The following is a 17,396-nucleotide window of genomic DNA, read 5'->3' as shown; positions in this document are numbered from 1 at the left end:
ACAGGTAAAAATAAAAGTACAGGCTTTGTTCGTATGCTGTATTTTACAATGGAAAGCGTTTTTAAGAATTGGAATTATAGAGAGAGGGGCGCAGTAAAACATCTTTTAGAAATTTTCCCGTGTAGGAAGCGGGAACCTTAATGATGTCTTCAGGGCGTCCAATTGCAACAATTTCGCCACCACGATCTCCACCTTCTGGTCCTAAATCAATAATCCAGTCGGCTGTCTTTATAACATCAAGGTTATGTTCAATGACTATAACTGTGTTGCCTTGCTCGACTAGTTCATGCAGCACTTCAAGAAGTTTGGAAATATCGTGAAAATGTAAACCTGTTGTCGGTTCATCCAAAATATAGAGTGTACGTCCCGTTGTTTTACGTGAAAGTTCTTTCGCAAGTTTTACACGTTGTGCTTCTCCACCAGAAAGTGTGGTTGCTTGCTGTCCTACTTTTATGTAACCTAATCCTACTTTAATGAGAGTTTCCATTTTATTATGAATAGCGGGAATAGCTTGGAAAAATTCCTCTGCCTTTTCAATTGTCATATCCAAAATATCGGCTATAGACTGTCCTTTGAATTTTATTTCTAGTGTTTCTCGATTATAGCGTTTTCCTTTACAGACATCGCAAGTAACATAGACATCAGGTAAAAAGTGCATTTCAATTTTTATGACTCCATCACCTTGACATGCTTCGCAACGTCCTCCTTTAACATTAAATGAAAAACGCCCAGCTTTGTAACCACGGGCTTTTGATTCTGGAAGATCGGCAAACCACTCACGAATCGGTGTAAAAGCGCCTGTATAGGTTGCGGGATTAGAGCGTGGGGTGCGTCCAATGGGGGACTGGTTGATATCAATGACTTTATCAAGAAATTCTAATCCTTCAATTTTGTCATAACTGGCAGGGCTGTGATGAGAGCCCATGATATGATGTGATGCTGCTTTGAAAAGCGTTTCAATAAGAAATGTTGATTTTCCTCCTCCAGAAACACCGGTTACGCATGTAAAGGTTCCAAGAGGGATGTTCGCATTGATATTTTTGAGGTTATTTCCTTTGGCGCCGATGACTTTAAGTGTTTTCATTTTTGATATTTTACGTCGTTTGGCAGGTATTTTAACAGCCATTTTTCCTGAAAGGTATTGGCCTGTGAGAGAGGCTGAATTTTCTATAATTTCCTGTGGTGTCCCTTGCGCTATGATTTCTCCACCATGAACGCCCGCGGCAGGGCCCATATCGACAACATGATCTGCTGTGAGAATAGCGTCTTCATCATGTTCAACGACAATAACTGTATTGCCAAGATTGCGTAAATGGCGTAGCATTTCCAAAAGGCGTTCATTATCGCGTTGGTGTAAACCGATAGATGGTTCATCTAAAATATAAAGAACGCCTGTAAGACCAGAACCAATTTGGGATGCTAACCGAATGCGTTGGCTTTCTCCACCTGAAAGCGTTCCTGAAGTTCGAGACAAGGTAAGATATTCCAATCCTACATGATTTAAAAAAGCTAAGCGTTCGCGAATTTCTTTTAAAATACGTATGGCAATATTACGTTGTTTTTCTGTGAGATATTGATGAATATTGGCAAACCAATCATCTGCCTTTAGAATAGAAAGATCTGATATTTGCCCAATATGCATTCCGTGGATTTTTACAGCAAGTGCCTCTGGTTTTAAACGATAACCATGACAAGCTGGGCAAGGCGAAGAAGACATATAACGTTCGATTTCTTCTCGAGACCAAGCAGAATCGGTTTCTTTCCAGCGTCTCTCCATATTGGGGATGATTCCTTCAAAAGGTTGGGTTGTTTTATGCGAACCAGAATTATTTTTATAGATAAAAGAAATTTCATCTTTTTTTGTGCCGTAGAGAATAGCCTGTTGTGCTTCATTAGAGAGTTCACACCATTGATCTGTGAGTTTGAAACCGTAAGCTTTTCCTAATGCTTCTAAGGTTTGTCTATAATAAAGTGAATCCGATTTAGCCCAAGGAGCAATGGCTCCATTCTTTAGGGTAAGGTTTTTATTTGGCACAATTTTCAGTGGATCCATTGCCTTTTTTATACCCAATCCATCGCAGAGAGGGCAGGCCCCAAAAGGATTATTGAACGAAAAAAGGCGTGGTTCAATTTCAGGAATAGAAAAACCAGATATAGGGCAAGAAAACTTTTCTGAAAAAATGAGCCGTTTGTGTGTATCATTTTTTGATTTATGAGCAGATTCCTTTGTTGTTTCTTTTTGTGTCAAGGGTTGGTCTGCCATTTCAGCTATGGCAAGTCCATTTGCTAGTTGTAAACAGGTTTCTATACTATCAGCTAAGCGAGAGGTGATATTCTTTTGTAAAACAATGCGGTCTACCACGACATCTATGTCATGTTTATACTTTTTATCAAGAGGTGGAATGTCAGGGATTTCATAAAATTCGCCATCGACTTTAGCCCGTTGAAATCCTCTTTTTAGAAGTTCTATTAGCTCTTTTTTATATTCTCCCTTTCGTCCTCGCACCAAGGGTGCCATAATAAAAATTCGTGTTCCTTCTGGTAAGGACATAATTTGATCGACCATTTGGCTTACTGTCTGGCTTTCAATAGGAAGTCCTGTCGCAGGAGAATGAGGAATACCAATACGTGCAAAGAGAAGACGCATGTAGTCGTGGATTTCAGTAACGGTACCTACCGTTGAACGAGGATTGCGACTGGTTGTTTTTTGTTCAATGGAGATAGCTGGAGAGAGACCGTCTATGCGGTCGACATCGGGTTTTTGCATGACTTCCAAAAATTGGCGTGCATAGGCTGAAAGGCTTTCGACATAGCGGCGTTGTCCTTCAGCGTAAATTGTATCAAAAGCTAAGGATGATTTCCCTGATCCAGAAAGTCCTGTTATAACAATAAGTTTGTCACGAGGCAGATCGAGATCAATATTTTTAAGGTTATGCTCACGTGCACCGCGAATGGAGATATATTTTTGATAAGTCATATTTTATCCTTGGCATATGTAACAAAAACTGAGCACCTAAAATGGAATAAATCTGTTTTTTTAGAATTACAATGTGTTTAACTGCTTTAATGCTAAAAGAAGGTATAAGTTTTGTGAAAAGAAAAATACAAATGAGCAGCTTTTTATTCTCTCGTGGTGGAATAAACTATGCGTCTTTATCATCTTTTGTTATAATTGCACGGATACAATATTGGGAAAGGATAGCAATATCCATATTGAAGGTCAATTGCAGACATGTAAATTGAAGGTCAAGATGGTTATAACTGTTATAAAACAGAGTATTTTACGAATTAAAATTTTGGAGTTTATGCGATGGCTGGTAGCCTTAATAAAGTTATTTTGATTGGTAATCTTGGTGCGGATCCTGAAATCCGTCGTTTGAATTCTGGTGATCAAGTGGCAAATTTGCGTATTGCTACTTCAGAAAGTTGGCGTGATCGGAATACAAATGAGCGAAAAGAACGCACTGAGTGGCATAATATTGTTATTTTTAATGAAAACCTTGTCAAAGTTGCAGAGCAATATTTAAAAAAAGGCAGCAAAATTTACATTGAGGGGCAGTTACAGACACGAAAATGGCAAGATCAAAATGGAAATGATCGTTATACAACAGAGGTTGTTTTGCAAAAGTACCGTGGCGAATTACAAATGCTTGATGGGCGGGGAGCCGCGGGCGGGGAGCAAGGGGGAAGTTATAGTGGTGGCTTTGCCGATAGTAACTCAAATCAGAGAAATACGTTTGGTCAAAATAATAATCAATTGGGAGAAAGTTTTTCACACAAATTAGATGATGACGTACCTTTTTAAGAGTCTTTACTTGTAGTATTATGATTACTTTATGATTTGTTTGTTTCAGATTTTTGAAGTTTAGCGAAGTGGAAATTGTTGATTATTATTGGTAATTTTAACATAAATTAATAACATCTTGAAAAATATTGTTAAATTTCTTTTTTGTCATGGGGGAGAAATTAGCATTTTAGTGTATTTTTCGATATAAATTAAAGTGAAATGATTCTTTTTTGAAAGTTTTGAAATTGTGACCGATCTTACTCCACACCCAGAACGTGATGTGCTAACCGGTATTGAACCAATCAGTATTATTGATGAAATGCAACGCTCCTATCTCGATTATGCGATGAGCGTGATTGTTTCACGTGCACTCCCTGATGTTCGTGATGGTCTTAAGCCTGTTCATCGACGTATCCTTCATGCTATGAATGAGATGGGTCTTTCTTTCAATAAGTCATATCGTAAATCTGCTGGTGTTGTTGGTGAGGTTATGGGGAAATTCCATCCCCATGGTGATGCTTCAATTTATGATGCTTTAGTGCGTATGGCGCAGGACTTTTCTTTAAGAAATCCATTGATTGATGGTCAGGGAAATTTTGGTTCCGTTGATGGTGATCCACCCGCGGCCATGCGCTATACTGAGTGTCGTTTAGAAAAAGTTTCAGAAGAACTTTTAGCTGATATAGATAAAGATACTGTTGATTTTCAGGATAATTACGATGGGCGTGAGCGCGAACCTGTTGTCTTACCAGCGCGTTTTCCCAATCTTTTGGTTAATGGGTCAGGGGGGATTGCTGTGGGAATGGCAACCAATATTCCTCCCCATAATCTTGGTGAAGTCGTTGATGGTTGTATCGCTTTGATTGATAATCCCGATATCACGCTCGATAAAATAATTGAAATTATTCCTGGTCCGGATTTTCCTACAGGGGGTATTATCCTCGGCCATTCTGGTGTTCGTGCAGCTTATGAAACAGGGCGTGGCTCAATCATTATGCGTGCTAAAGTTGAGATCGAAGAAATTCGCAGTGGTCGACAAGCAATTATTGTGAGTGAGATCCCTTATCAAGTTAATAAGGCAACGATGATTGAGAAAATGGCCGAATTGGTGCGCGATAAACGCATTGAGGGAATCTCTGATTTGCGTGACGAATCTGATCGTGATGGATATCGGGTTGTTATTGAGCTGAAGAAAGATGTCGTTGCGGAGGTTGTTTTAAATCAATTATATCGGTATACGCCGCTACAAACTTCCTTTGGTTGTAATATGGTTGCTTTGAATGGGGGAAAACCAGAACAGATGACGTTGCTTGATATGCTTCGTGCATTTGTTTCTTTTCGGGAAGAAGTTGTCAGTCGGCGAACAAAATATCTTTTGCGTAAGGCGCGTGAGCGAGCACATGTTTTGGTTGGGCTTGCCCTTGCTGTTGCCAATATTGATGAAATTATAGCACTTATTCGCAAAGCTCCTGATCCGCAGACAGCACGTGCACAGTTAATGGAGCGACGCTGGCCAGCAATGGATGTCGCGCCTTTGATTAAACTTATTGATGATCCTCGTCATATTATTCATGAGGATGGTACTTATAATCTCTCTGAAGAACAGGCGCGTGCTATTTTAGAATTGCGTTTGCAACGATTGACAGCTCTTGGGCGTGATGAAATCGCTGATGAATTGAATAAAATTGGCGTGGATATCGCTGACTATCTTGATATCTTGGCATCACGGGTACGCATTATGTGTATTGTTAAGGATGAGTTGAGTGCTCTTCGTGAGGAATTTGCAACGCCGCGACGTACCGTCTTTGGTTTTGGTAGCGCTGAGATGGAGAGTGAAGATCTGATCGCACCAGAGGATATGGTGGTAACGGTGAGCCATAGTGGCTATATTAAACGTGTGCCTCTTAATACCTATCGTGCACAGCGACGTGGTGGTAAGGGGCGTTCTGGTATGTCCACGAAGGATGAGGATTTTGTAACGCGATTGTTTGTTGTCAATACGCATACTCCGGTTCTTTTCTTTTCATCGCGTGGGATTGTTTATAAGGAAAAAGTTTGGCGATTGCCGCTGGGGACACCCCAATCGCGTGGGCGGGCTTTGATCAATATGCTTCCCTTACAACAAGGTGAGCGTATTACAACGATTATGCCTTTGCCTGAAGATGAAGCGAGCTGGAGTGCATTGGATGTTATGTTTGCGACAACACGTGGAACTGTGCGTCGTAATAAATTATCAGATTTCGTTCAAGTTAATCGTAATGGTAAAATTGCAATGAAACTTGATGAAGAAGATGAAATTCTTTCTGTTGAAACCTGTACAGAATATGATGATGTTGTTCTAACAACAGCCAATGGACAATGTATCCGTTTTCCAGTTGTTGATGTTCGTGTCTTTGCTGGGCGTAATTCTGTGGGAGTTCGTGGTATCAATTTAGCTAAAGGCGATAAAGTCATTTCGATGACAATTTTAGAGCATGTCGAGGCGACGTCCATTGAGCGTTCTGCTTATATTAAACGTGTAATGAATGAACGGCGTGCTTCTGGTGCAGATGCTGATGTTGAAGATATTGTAACTCTTGATGAGGACGATGGGGGTGCTGAAACAGAGTTAACAGATGAACGTTATGCAGAACTTCATGCACGTGAACAAATGCTTTTGACGGTGAGTGAGTTTGGTTATGGTAAACGCTCTTCGTCCTATGAGTTCCGGATTTCCGGACGTGGCGGAAAAGGGATTCGTGCAACAGATCCATCTAAAACAGCTGAAATTGGTAAATTGGTAGCGGCTTTTCCGGTGAAGGCGCAAGATCAAATTATGTTGGTATCAGATGGGGGACAGCTTATTCGTGTTCCTGTTGAGGGAATTCGTACTGCTGGGCGCTCAACTAAGGGAGTCACAATTTTTAATACAGCCAAAGGTGAAAGAGTCGTATCGGTTGAACGTATTTCTGAACCTGAAGATGATACGAGTTCATTAGATGATGAAGGTGAGAAGCATTCTGATACAGTTGATATGAGCGAAGAAAAATAATTTTGAAGAGGATGGAGTAAAATCATGAAAATTGCTCTTTACGCAGGTTCTTTTGATCCTCTTACAAATGGTCATCTTGATGTTTTGAGGGGGTGTTTTGTGTTAGCTGATAAGGTGGTCGTCGCTATAGGGATACAGGCTGACAAAAAAACACTCTTTAGCTTTGAAGAGCGTGTTGATTTCATTACGCAGGTAGGGAAAGACTTGTTTGGTGTGGATTCTAATCGATTACAGGTTCTTTCATTTAGCAACCTTCTAATTGAGAAGGCGCGTGAAGTTGGTGCTTCATTTCTCATTCGTGGATTGCGTGATGGTACTGATCTTGATTATGAAATGCAAATGGCAGGGATGAATGGCGTTATGGCTCCTGAATTGCAAACTGTTTTTTTGCCGGCAAGCGTTTCTGGGCGTGCGATAACTTCTACATTGGTACGCCAAATTGCCTCTATGGGAGGTGATGTGACACCATTTGTACCGCCCAATATTGTACAAGCTTTGAGCTCGAAATTCCAATCTTTTAGGGGAGAATAATTGTGTTTCGTAGAATTTTTGCTGTTTTGATATGTGTGTTTTGTTTTTTTTCATTGTCCGCTGTCACCGGTAATTCTAGTCCAGCAAGTGATGCAAGCCTTCTTATTTTATCTCTCAAAGATGGTGATGTCATTATTCGTTTGCGTTCTGATTTGGCGCCAAAACATGTTGCGCAAATTAAAAGATTAACAGAAGAGGGGGCCTATAATAATGTTGTGTTTCATCGCGTTATTCCTAATTTCATGGCACAAACTGGTGATGTAAAGTTTGGAAAAAAAGGCAGTAGAGATTTTGATCTGAAACGCGTTGGTATGGGTGGCTCAAATTATCCCAATATACCGGCAGAGTTTTCAAAGCAGCCGTTTAAGCGAGGTACTGTTGGGATGGCACGGTCACAAGATCCGGATTCCGCGAATTCTCAATTCTTCATTTGTTTTGATGATGCTGCTTTTTTAAATGGTCAGTATACGGTTGTTGGAGAGGTTATAAAGGGGATGGATGTTGTTGATAAAATAAAAAAAGGTACGACAAGTAATAATGGATCTGTAAAAAATCCTGATGTTATTAATGCTGCTACTTTACAAGTTGAGAAATGAATCAAAGGAGCTTTCCATATGGCTGAGAATAAAAATCCAGAGAATACTTTAATTCTTGAAACAACAAAGGGCAGAGTTGTTATTGAGTTTTTGGCTGATTTAGCGCCAAAACATGTTGCACGTATTAAAGAATTGGTACGTGAAGGTGCTTATGATAATGTTATTTTCCATCGCGTTATTGATGGTTTTATGGCGCAAACTGGGGATGTGCAATTTGGAAAGAAGGATAGTGAAAAATTCAATTTATCCCGTGCGGGTATGGGGGGGGCAGAAAAACCAAATTTAACAGCAGAGTTTTCAAATCTTTCTCATAAGCGTGGTACAGTTTCTATGGCACGTAGTCAGAATCCAAATTCTGCTAATTCTCAGTTTTTTATTTGTTTTGCAGATGCTCCGTGGCTTGATCGTCAATATTCCATATGGGGACAGGTTGTTGAAGGTATGGAAAATGTTGATAAAATTAAACGTGGTGAACCTGTTGCAGATCCAGATTCAATTACCAAAGCCGTTATTGCTGCGGATGCAAAATAGTATAAATTATACTGGCTTCAATTGTAAGTTTCTAAGAAAAAATACTCTTTTCTGATCAATAAAGGCATACAAAACTCTTTTGTAGTATCACGCTTACCTTTTATAATTTTGAGCTAAGAATTGTCCATATATTTTCTTCAATAGGATCTTCCTGAAGAGTATAATGCAAAGGATTTGTACAAACACCTGTCAGAATAAGAAAACGCAAAGTCTGTTGTGTTATGGTTGTTGTTTGGAAAAGTATTTTATAAAAAATTCGGCATTTCTCTTCAATTCATTGTCGGTCTATTAATGGTTTTATGATGTTACTTTCCTGAGAGAGCGTGTGCTTTTGTTGCTGTTTGTAAATCAACATCCAATCTTAATGTAGCAGCACACATATTAATACGGATAAGAGCCTTACTAGCTGCTCCAGTTTTGCCTGGCAAGGTGGAAAACCAGCGTTTATGTATATCTCATTGGTGTCATCTTTAAAACAAGAAAACAGTTTAATCTTAGAAGAATGTAAGGGCGCAGAGGTGAAACAAATGGCTAGTCTTGTCATCTTCTTTTTAATTCAGCTTTACTTTTTTAAAAAGTATCTAAAGCAATGTCATTTAAACAATGAAGGTTATGCATAGTCTTACGCTTTTATTTTTCTCGTTTTTTAATAGAGGAACGCTCCAAACGGAATATACTTATATTGCATATTTACGTGTTTTTTAAGAAGCATTTCTCAGTACATATCAACATTCACTTCCATAATGACGTTCATGGCGTGTATAGTTTTAAAGCTATAAATAGTATAAATCTATTATGCACCACCATCTTTAAAGCTTGTGAAGGAGCAAGTGGGGACCGTCATACGCTTTTTCAGCCTCTAATGTTACGATAGAGCTTTTGGTATTTTAGAATCTTTACAAAAAGCATTTTTAGTTTTTTTAAGTGTTTTTATTTACACATTAATTTCTTTTGTGAATTATCTCAATTGCCAAGAGCTATCACAATATTGTGAGTGGATAAATGATTATGCTCATTTCCGCTTTTATTAAGCGTGAGGATCGCCGTGCCCAGTAGATGAAAATTTTTTATCTGTAAAAGTAAACAATATTGTAGGCCGTACAATGCGTTCAGAATTTTCTTCTAGGCGTACAAAGTTACTGCTTATGGAAGTATGTGAAGATGAGATTATTGTGATAATAATTTTGCAGTTCTATTAAGGCTTTAGTGCGTTAAGCGTAGGTATTGTGAGGTATGATATTATAAGGGTTTTACTATTTTTCTGGAGCTAGATTATCACTTTTATTATGGTGATTTCTTAACAAGAAATGTTCTTTTATCTCGTTTAATTTTTTATGCTGGTTACAATATTGAGCGAATCAAAAATTAATTCATAAAGCTTATGACAATGCTCGTAAGGGGATATCTTCTTTCTTTCTATAGAGATATGCATTGATGGAATCAAAAAGACGAGAGTTATGATAAAGACATTTCATTATAGAAAAATTGCTCAAGATGGGTATGCACGTCGAGGCGAAATTATAACGGGGCGAGGATGTGTTCGTACACCCGCATTTATGCCTGTTGGAACGGCAGGAACCGTTAAGGCTATGTATATGGATCAGATACGTGATCTTGGTGCAGATATCATTTTAGGGAATACTTATCATTTAATGTTACGTCCAGGAGCTGAACGTGTTGCGCGTTTGGGAGGATTACATGAATTTTCACGCTGGAGTGGACCTATTTTAACCGATTCTGGTGGCTTTCAGGTTATGTCATTGGCGGGAATCCGTAAAATTACTGAACAAGGTGTGATTTTTCGCTCTTACATTAATGGAGCTTACTATGAAATGAGTCCAGAGCGTTCTATCGAAATTCAAGAACTTCTTGGTGCGGATATCCAGATGCAGTTGGATCAATGTATTGCATTACCTGCAACTGAAAAAGAAATGGAAGAAGCTATGGAACTTTCATTGCGGTGGGCGCAGCGTTGTAAAACAGCTTTTGGAGATCAGCCCAATAAAGCATTGTTTGGGATTGTTCAAGGTGGTGATAATATGAAACTGCGTGAACGTTCTGCTCAAGCATTAAAAGAAATGGATTTAAAAGGTTACGCTATTGGAGGGCTTGCTGTTGGTGAGCCGCAGAGTGTTATGACAGCAGTATTGGATACTACTTGTCCGATTTTACCAGAGGATAAACCACGCTATCTTATGGGGGTAGGGACACCTGATGATATTTTACAAAGTGTTGCTCGTGGTGTTGATATGTTTGATTGTGTTATGCCGACGCGTGCAGGACGTCATGGTTTAGCTTTTACCCGCTTTGGTAGAATTAATTTGCGTAATGCGCGTTATGCAGAAGATCCACATCCTCTTGATCCGCAGTCACTTTGTCCAGCAGCACATGATTATAGTTGTGCTTATTTGCATCATTTGATCAAATCTGGTGAATCTCTTGGGGGTATGTTGTTGACTTGGAATAATCTTTTTTATTATCAACAACTGATGCAGGGAATTCGTGATGCCATTGAAGAAGGCTGTTATGCGGATTTTTGCGCTGAAACGCGTGCTCTATGGGCACAAGGACGCTAAAATATTAATCGTACTATGGCGCTTCATTTTCTTATTGAATTTATTCTTGTACTTACAAATTTAGTTAAAAATATGAAATTAGAAACACCTTCCAAAATTATAAATTTCACTATCCTAAGATATAACAGTGCGGTTTTATAGGGTATATATTCTTTTTCTAATTACTATAAAAACAGAAACTGTTACTCCGGTACGCGCTACCTGATCCGGAGAAAAACAGTTTATTTCTGTTTCTGATGACTGTTTAAAGCAACAATGTTAATGAGGCGTTAGCGAACTCTTAAAGAAGTATGAAAATTGTATTTTTATGAGCTACTTTGTGTTTTTTATTACTAAAGGTAAAGAATGGATTACATACAACCGAATAGATAATTTTTTAGTATATTAAAATAAAAATAAAATAATATTACAACATTTTAAATATTATAATTGTATATTTTAAGTTTTTATTATCTTAATAGTAAGTATTATTTATAAAATATATATATTGAAATAAAACTTATTATATTTTTTCTGCTCTGTTTATAGAATTTATCTGAAAATAATCATAATATATTTACGTGAATATTTTAATTTAAAGATAATGAGTTAGATATCTGATGCGATTCCTCTGTTAGAGGAGGGAGGGGTAAAGCTGCCTAAAAGAGGATATTTAATAAATCTAGAAACCAAGCACTATTATCATGAGGATTTTTAAAAAACTCTATAATAATTTATAAGAATGGCGTAAAGTTGAAATTATAGCTTATCAATTTGGAGGATCTGCATTTAGATAACAAAAATAATGCAACAATAATTTTGGGAGAAGTTTGATCTTTGTATCAAGATAATGGTGAGATGTGGTTCACTTGTTTGAAGTGCATTATTCGACAAAGTTTAGAATTATTTATAGGATATAGTATATCGTTGCAAAATAAAGTTTTCACTGTAAAATTGGAACTGCTGAAAATAGGAGACAAAATTTATTATCTGGCAGATCCGATAAAAATAGGTGAATACGTCTATAATCTCGAGGGTTTCAAAGATTTTCCACTAAAGAATCTTACTTAAAACTTCATAAAATGCTTTATATATCAAAATATTTCTAAAACTTTAGTGGAGACTATTGGGCATGCGTATAACAATGTTTTGAATTTTTGTTTGTGTGTATTACAGATATCTACAGTTAAAACTCCTATCCAGAAGTGATGATATGAGGGATTCTTATAAACAAAAGGTTCTTGTATTGGGAATTGATTCGAGAATACGGCGTTTAATAATTTTAGCTCTTGCCGTGGGGAGTTTTGCTATTGGTACTGCAGAGTTTGTTGCAATGGGGCTATTGCCAGAGATGGCACGAAGTTCATATGTTGATATTCCTACCGCTGGTCAATATATTTCTGCTTATGCATTAGGAGTTGTGATTGGAGCACCTCTTTTAGCTGTGGCAACAGCTCAGGTATCACGCAAAATTGTTTTGATAGGATTGATGCTTTTTTATGCCTTAGCAAATATTGCTAGTGCCTTTGTTTCTGATTTTAGCATATTAGTAGTATTACGCTTTCTCAGTGGACTTCCTCATGGAATTTATTTTGGACTTGCGGCTATGGTTGCCTCTTCAATGGTAGAAATGAAAGAACGTTCTAAAGCTGTTGGATATGTTATGCTTGGCTTAACAATTGCAACCGTTTTGGGAGCACCCAGTGCTACTTGGATTGGTCAACTTATTGGTTGGCAGATTGCTTTTGTCCTTGTGGGTATGATTGCTTTATTATGTTGTTTGCTTATTTGGAATTTTTTGCCTTGTGATTTAAGTTTTCCAAAAACGAATCCTTTGCACGAAATGGGTGCATTAAAGCAAAAGCAGGTGTGGCTTCTTTTGTTGATGGTTTCGGTGGGAGCGTCAGGATTATTCTCTGTTTTCACTTATATCAAGTCAACATTAATGCATATTTCTGGTGTTTCACTTGAGTGGGTACCATTTATCATGCCATTAGTTGGATTGGGAATGGTGGTAGGAAATCTCCTGGGGCCTAAATTAGCTGTTAAAATTGGTATTTCGCCGATGATATTTTTTTCTATGCTTTGGAGTGTATTTGTTTTTTTTGTTTTTTTATTTTTGTCCTATGCTCCGTTAACAGCAGCAATAGGATGCTTTTTTGTTGGAACTTCTTTTGCTGCTATGCCTTCTATACAAACAAAAATTATGGATGTTGCACTACAGGGACAGATTTTGGCAGGAGCATTAATGCAGTCTGCTTTTAATATTGCTAACGCTCTTGGTGCAGAATCTGGAGCATTAGTTTTAAAATTGGGCTATAGTTATGAATATACAGCTGTTTTAGGAAGTGTTCTAACTTTGTGTGGATTAATGATTTTTTGCGTCTCATGGTATATGGAGAAGCATGCTTAATACTTTTCATTTTTTTTTAATGAAAAAGGTATTTTTATGTTTATTTAATTATTGGAATGTCCTGTTGGATTTTTTAATATGCAGTAAGAAATGCGCAGCGCTAATGGAATAGCAAAACAAAATAAAAAGCCAATGAGCACTATAAGAAGAGTTTTTGCTGCTAAGATCATTCCTATTGTTCCTCCAGGATTAAAGAGACCGGCAAGATTGGTGATAACTCCGGCTAGAGTTGCACTCAATGCAGCTGAAAATAGTTGTACGGAGGTAAGGGATTCACTGGCACGTAGAGAATCTTCATCATTTGTACATTGTAAGATCCGTGTGAGCAAATGTGGCCATGCTATGCCCGCACTGATTCCAATAGAAAATAGTGCTAAGCAAATAATAAAAATATATTCAAGTGTGGAAACTTCTGTTGGGATGAGCCATAAAAGAATCGCTATGCCTAACAGTTTAAATAGGGGTGAGTATATAATGATGTTGCGAATTTTTTTTGTGGAGACAGCAGCACTTGAGAGGGCTCCACACGTCCACCCTAGGCTCATAAGTGCTGCTATATAACCGGCTATAAGTGGAGCTTGTCCATGAAGTTCTTGAAGAAAAAGTGGTAAATAAAGTTCTATACTGTACACGACTGTTGTCATAACGAGTATTAATGCGTAAACGGGAAAAATTTCAGAAGAGAAAGAAAAGGATTTGTGCGGCAACATAGGATGAAAGCTATATGATTCGATTTTTGCTAGAACAAAGAGAAGACTAAGTCCGATAACTAATCCGCAAATTTTTGCCATTGTTGTGTCCATAGCTCCTCCGACAGAAATGATAAAAATCAATAAGGTGAGTGTGAAAAGCTGGAGAAGAGGGAGGGGGGATGTTGGAATAAAGTTTTCATTCTTTTTAGGTAAAATTTTAAAGGCTATGAGTAAGAAGAATATAGCTAATGCGCCAATGATCCAAAAGGATGCTCTCCATAGGCCATAATATACAGAAATTCCTCCTATCGCTGGCCCTAATAAGGTTGATATTCCCCACATTCCAGAGATAACACTTAATGCCTGTGACCATAAAGATGGGCTGAAAACAATACGTACCATGGAATAGGATAGAGATAACAAAGAACCACTTCCCAATCCTTGAATAAAGCGTCCTATTAAAAATAATGACATAGATGAAGAAATGCTGCACAGGAAAGTGCCTAGGGTAAAGATAAGTCCAGAGATAACATAAGCGTTGCGAGGACCTAATTTTCCTAATATTTTTGTTGCAAGTGAAGTACCAAGGAGTGAAGCTATAATAAAGACAGTCGCCACCCAAGAATAATATATCTCATTGCCAATATGATTTATAAGGGAGGGTAAAATAGTAATAACGATATAAACGTTGGTGGCATGTAATACAACACCACCTGTAAACGTTAAAAAGCAAAGACCATTTTTACCTAATAAAAGCGCAGACCAGCTTTGTTTTTTCACTGTTTTTTGTTATTTAATAAAAATTCATCCTCTTTTTACTTATAAGGTACTTCTTTGAATTTGCCAAGAGAAATTCAAAGCTCTGTTTAGAGCTTTGAATTTTAATTTAAGTAATAACTTAATTGCCCATTGCTTTTTTGAGATTCTCATCAATTTTGTCGAGGAAACCTGTTGTAGAAAGCCATTTTTGTTTAGGCCCAATCAAAAGTGCGAGATCTTTAGTCATAAAACCTTCTTCGACGGTTTTAATACAAACTTCTTCCAAAGTCGTGGAAAAGTTTTTTAATTTCTCATTGTTATCTAGTTTAGCACGGTGTGCCAGTCCACGCGTCCATGCGAAAATAGATGCAATAGAATTTGTTGATGTTTCTTCATTTTTTTGATACTGGCGATAATGGCGTGTTACGGTGCCGTGTGCTGCCTCTGCTTCAACAATTTTACCGTCAGGTGTCATGAGAACAGAAGTCATGAGACCGAGAGAACCAAAGCCTTGGGCAACAATATCAGATTGAACATCACCATCATAGTTTTTACATGCCCATAAGTATCCACCCGACCACTTTAATGCAGAAGCAACCATATCATCAATAAGACGGTGTTCGTAATATAATTTACGGTTTTCAAATTCAGTTTTAAATTCCGTATCAAATATTTCTTGAAAGATATCTTTAAAACGACCATCGTAAGCTTTTAGAATGGTATTTTTTGTTGAAAGATAAACTGGAACATTCCTTTGTAGTCCATAATTAAAGGATGCGCGGGCAAAATCACGAATTGACTCATCAAGGTTATACATAGCCATAGCAACCCCTGCGCTTGGGGCATCAAAAACTTCATGTTCAATAATTTGATTGTCATCACCTACAAATTTAATACTTAATTTCCCTTTTCCTGGAAATTTAAAATCTGTTGCCTTGTATTGATCAGCAAAAGCGTGACGTCCGATAATAATTGGCTTTGTCCAGTTAGGAACAAGGCGAGGGACGTTTTTACAGATAATGGGTTCGCGAAAAATGACCCCTCCTAAAATATTGCGGATTGTGCCATTGGGTGATTTCCACATTTTTTTTAGGTTAAATTCTTTAACGCGTGCCTCATCAGGTGTGATGGTTGCACATTTTATACCAACTCCATATTTTTTGATAGCATTGGCAGAATCGATTGTTACCTGATCATTGGTTGCATCACGATTTTCGACGGAAAGATCATAATATTTGAGATCAATGTCGAGATAGGGATGGATTAATTTATCTTTGATATATTTCCAGATGATACGGGTCATCTCATCCCCATCAAGTTCAACAACGGGGTTTTCTACTTTGATCTTTACCATTAGAAGTCCTTTTTTTATAGAAGTCCTTTTTTTAGCGATACTGCTTTATAGCACTTTAAAGTTTATAATGAAAAGTAAAAACAAGGGAAAAAAGCATTCAAATATGAGCTTTTAGAATATATTATCAATAGAGTGTAAAATTTTATTGGAGGATTTAATTTTTGAAAAGAAGTTTTTTGAAAAGAAGTGATGTGTTTGCAAATCTATAATTATTCTATGATTGATGAAGAATCTGTTTAATAGATAAATTAGTTAGATCACTGGGGGGCAGGGATTATGCATTTTTATTATCAGAGTTTCCATTTAATAAGTTGATCGTATTCTAAATTATAGTTTCTTGATTTGTTGTGTTAGGTGAATAAGAATCTATTTTTATATCGCATTTCAATTCTAAGATTACAGTCTGTTTGTTTATAGAAAAGTTTAATGTGATACAAAGGCACTGTAATTAGAAATTCTTCATATAAAATGTGTTTTGGGGTAAATTTCAGTTTTGAAGGTTGGAAGAAACGTATAAATGATGTGGCTGGTTTTAATTTAAAAATTAACGGCATACGCGAGAATATGGCTTATAAACTTATCGTATAACGAGCTAGAATCCTCTAATTTTTATATTTTATCAATTTTTATTGTTATAAACTGTGCGCAGTAAAGCACTATTCTCGAAATGAAACAAAGAAATTAATCATCTAATGATTCTCGTATCTTTTTTACGAAGAGACCCCCTTAAAAATTTTATTCCCTCGTTTTATTTATGCATTCCTCATTTTAAAAAATACAAATAAAATGAATATATTATACATAGAAAAAAGGATGATGGTACGCCCAAGGGGAATCGAACCCCTGTTTCCGCCGTGAAAGGGCGATGTCCTAACCGCTAGACGATGGGCGCAAACCATTGATGAGGCTTATAGAGAGGATCTTTTTACTTCGCAAGCCCTCTGTGTCATTTTTTTTGAAAAAAGTGTGTTTTATTGAATAATTTTTGAGCAATTCCTGTTTGGATTGTTTCTTTTCAGTTTGAGTAGTAGGCAAAAATGATCAAAACATTATTTTAAATGTGTTTATTTTTTGCATATTTTATCGTTTGTTATCTTTGCTTGCACATCAGAATATTATTTAACTTGCTTGAAAGAGCCTTTATACA

General features: G+C 37.2%; 10 protein-coding genes, 1 tRNA gene and 1 pseudogene. 7 read left to right on the top strand and 5 right to left on the bottom strand.

What is annotated here, in order from left to right:
• Positions 1 to 61: 61 nt before the first annotated feature.
• A complete protein-coding gene (gene uvrA, locus ACFINF_RS04650; RefSeq protein ID WP_375619872.1) occupies positions 62 to 2,977 on the bottom strand; it encodes an excinuclease ABC subunit UvrA in 2,916 nt (971 codons plus the stop codon).
• Positions 2,978 to 3,310: 333 nt separating this feature from the next.
• Between uvrA and ssb the strand changes: the two genes are divergently transcribed.
• The 5 genes and pseudogenes from ssb to ACFINF_RS04625 all read left to right on the top strand — a co-directional run bounded on the left by ssb (position 3,311) and on the right by ACFINF_RS04625 (position 8,476).
• Positions 3,311 to 3,805, top strand: coding sequence for a single-stranded DNA-binding protein (ssb, locus tag ACFINF_RS04645; protein WP_375619871.1), 495 nt, complete (start codon positions 3,311 to 3,313; stop codon positions 3,803 to 3,805).
• Between the two features lie 229 nt (positions 3,806 to 4,034).
• Complete coding sequence (gene gyrA, locus ACFINF_RS04640) at positions 4,035 to 6,818, top strand: DNA gyrase subunit A (RefSeq protein WP_375619870.1); 2,784 nt, start codon at positions 4,035 to 4,037, stop codon at positions 6,816 to 6,818.
• A 24-nt stretch (positions 6,819 to 6,842) separates the two neighbouring features.
• A pseudogene (coaD, locus tag ACFINF_RS04635) lies at positions 6,843 to 7,362 on the top strand (pantetheine-phosphate adenylyltransferase).
• Complete coding sequence (locus ACFINF_RS04630) at positions 7,352 to 7,945, top strand: peptidylprolyl isomerase (RefSeq protein ID WP_375619869.1); 594 nt, start codon at positions 7,352 to 7,354, stop codon at positions 7,943 to 7,945. Before coaD ends, ACFINF_RS04630 begins: the two are co-directional and overlap by 11 nt.
• Positions 7,946 to 7,963: 18 nt before the next feature.
• On the top strand, positions 7,964 to 8,476 hold the full coding sequence (locus tag ACFINF_RS04625; protein WP_375619868.1) for a peptidylprolyl isomerase: 513 nt from the start codon (positions 7,964 to 7,966) through the stop codon (positions 8,474 to 8,476).
• Between the two features lie 305 nt (positions 8,477 to 8,781).
• Here the strand turns inward: ACFINF_RS04625 and ACFINF_RS04620 are convergent, their stop codons facing one another.
• A complete protein-coding gene (locus tag ACFINF_RS04620) occupies positions 8,782 to 8,904 on the bottom strand; it encodes a hypothetical protein (RefSeq protein WP_375619867.1) in 123 nt (40 codons plus the stop codon).
• A 1,029-nt stretch (positions 8,905 to 9,933) separates the two neighbouring features.
• On the opposite strand from ACFINF_RS04620, the gene tgt reads away from it, so the two are divergent.
• Positions 9,934 to 11,052, top strand: coding sequence for a tRNA guanosine(34) transglycosylase Tgt (tgt, locus tag ACFINF_RS04615; RefSeq protein WP_375619866.1), 1,119 nt, complete (start codon positions 9,934 to 9,936; stop codon positions 11,050 to 11,052).
• A gap of 1,192 nt (positions 11,053 to 12,244) precedes the next feature.
• A complete protein-coding gene (locus ACFINF_RS04610) occupies positions 12,245 to 13,444 on the top strand; it encodes an MFS transporter (protein WP_375619865.1) in 1,200 nt (399 codons plus the stop codon).
• 44 nt (positions 13,445 to 13,488) lie between these two features.
• Here the strand turns inward: ACFINF_RS04610 and ACFINF_RS04605 are convergent, their stop codons facing one another.
• The 3 genes from ACFINF_RS04605 to ACFINF_RS04595 all read right to left on the bottom strand — a co-directional run bounded on the left by ACFINF_RS04605 (position 13,489) and on the right by ACFINF_RS04595 (position 17,141).
• The gene (locus tag ACFINF_RS04605) at positions 13,489 to 14,916 is read right to left on the bottom strand and encodes an MFS transporter (RefSeq protein WP_375619864.1); all 1,428 of its coding nucleotides are present in this window, start codon (positions 14,914 to 14,916) and stop codon (positions 13,489 to 13,491) included.
• Between the two features lie 118 nt (positions 14,917 to 15,034).
• Positions 15,035 to 16,249 carry an NADP-dependent isocitrate dehydrogenase gene (locus ACFINF_RS04600; RefSeq protein WP_375619863.1) on the bottom strand — a complete coding sequence of 405 codons (1,215 nt, stop codon included), beginning with the start codon at positions 16,247 to 16,249 and terminating at the stop codon, positions 15,035 to 15,037.
• 817 nt (positions 16,250 to 17,066) lie between these two features.
• Positions 17,067 to 17,141: transfer RNA gene (locus ACFINF_RS04595), tRNA-Glu, on the bottom strand.
• Positions 17,142 to 17,396: the final 255 nt, after the last annotated feature.

The sequence above is a fragment of the Bartonella sp. TS25HLJMH genome, from assembly GCF_042193505.1.
Taxonomy (GTDB): domain Bacteria; phylum Pseudomonadota; class Alphaproteobacteria; order Rhizobiales; family Rhizobiaceae; genus Bartonella; species Bartonella grahamii.
Note: the sequence above shows the minus strand (reverse complement) of the source record. Positions and strands in the feature narration are given on the sequence as shown.

What these genes read in the sequence shown, in the direction of transcription:
- uvrA (WP_375619872.1), bottom strand. Translation starts at nt 2,977, where the DNA reads ATGACTTATCAAAAATATATCTCCATTCGCGGTGCACGTGAGCATAAC.
- ssb (WP_375619871.1), top strand. Translation starts at nt 3,311, where the DNA reads ATGGCTGGTAGCCTTAATAAAGTTATTTTGATTGGTAATCTTGGTGCG.
- ACFINF_RS04625 (WP_375619868.1), top strand. Translation starts at nt 7,964, where the DNA reads ATGGCTGAGAATAAAAATCCAGAGAATACTTTAATTCTTGAAACAACA.
- tgt (WP_375619866.1), top strand. Translation starts at nt 9,934, where the DNA reads ATGATAAAGACATTTCATTATAGAAAAATTGCTCAAGATGGGTATGCA.
- ACFINF_RS04610 (WP_375619865.1), top strand. Translation starts at nt 12,245, where the DNA reads ATGAGGGATTCTTATAAACAAAAGGTTCTTGTATTGGGAATTGATTCG.
- ACFINF_RS04600 (WP_375619863.1), bottom strand. Translation starts at nt 16,249, where the DNA reads ATGGTAAAGATCAAAGTAGAAAACCCCGTTGTTGAACTTGATGGGGAT.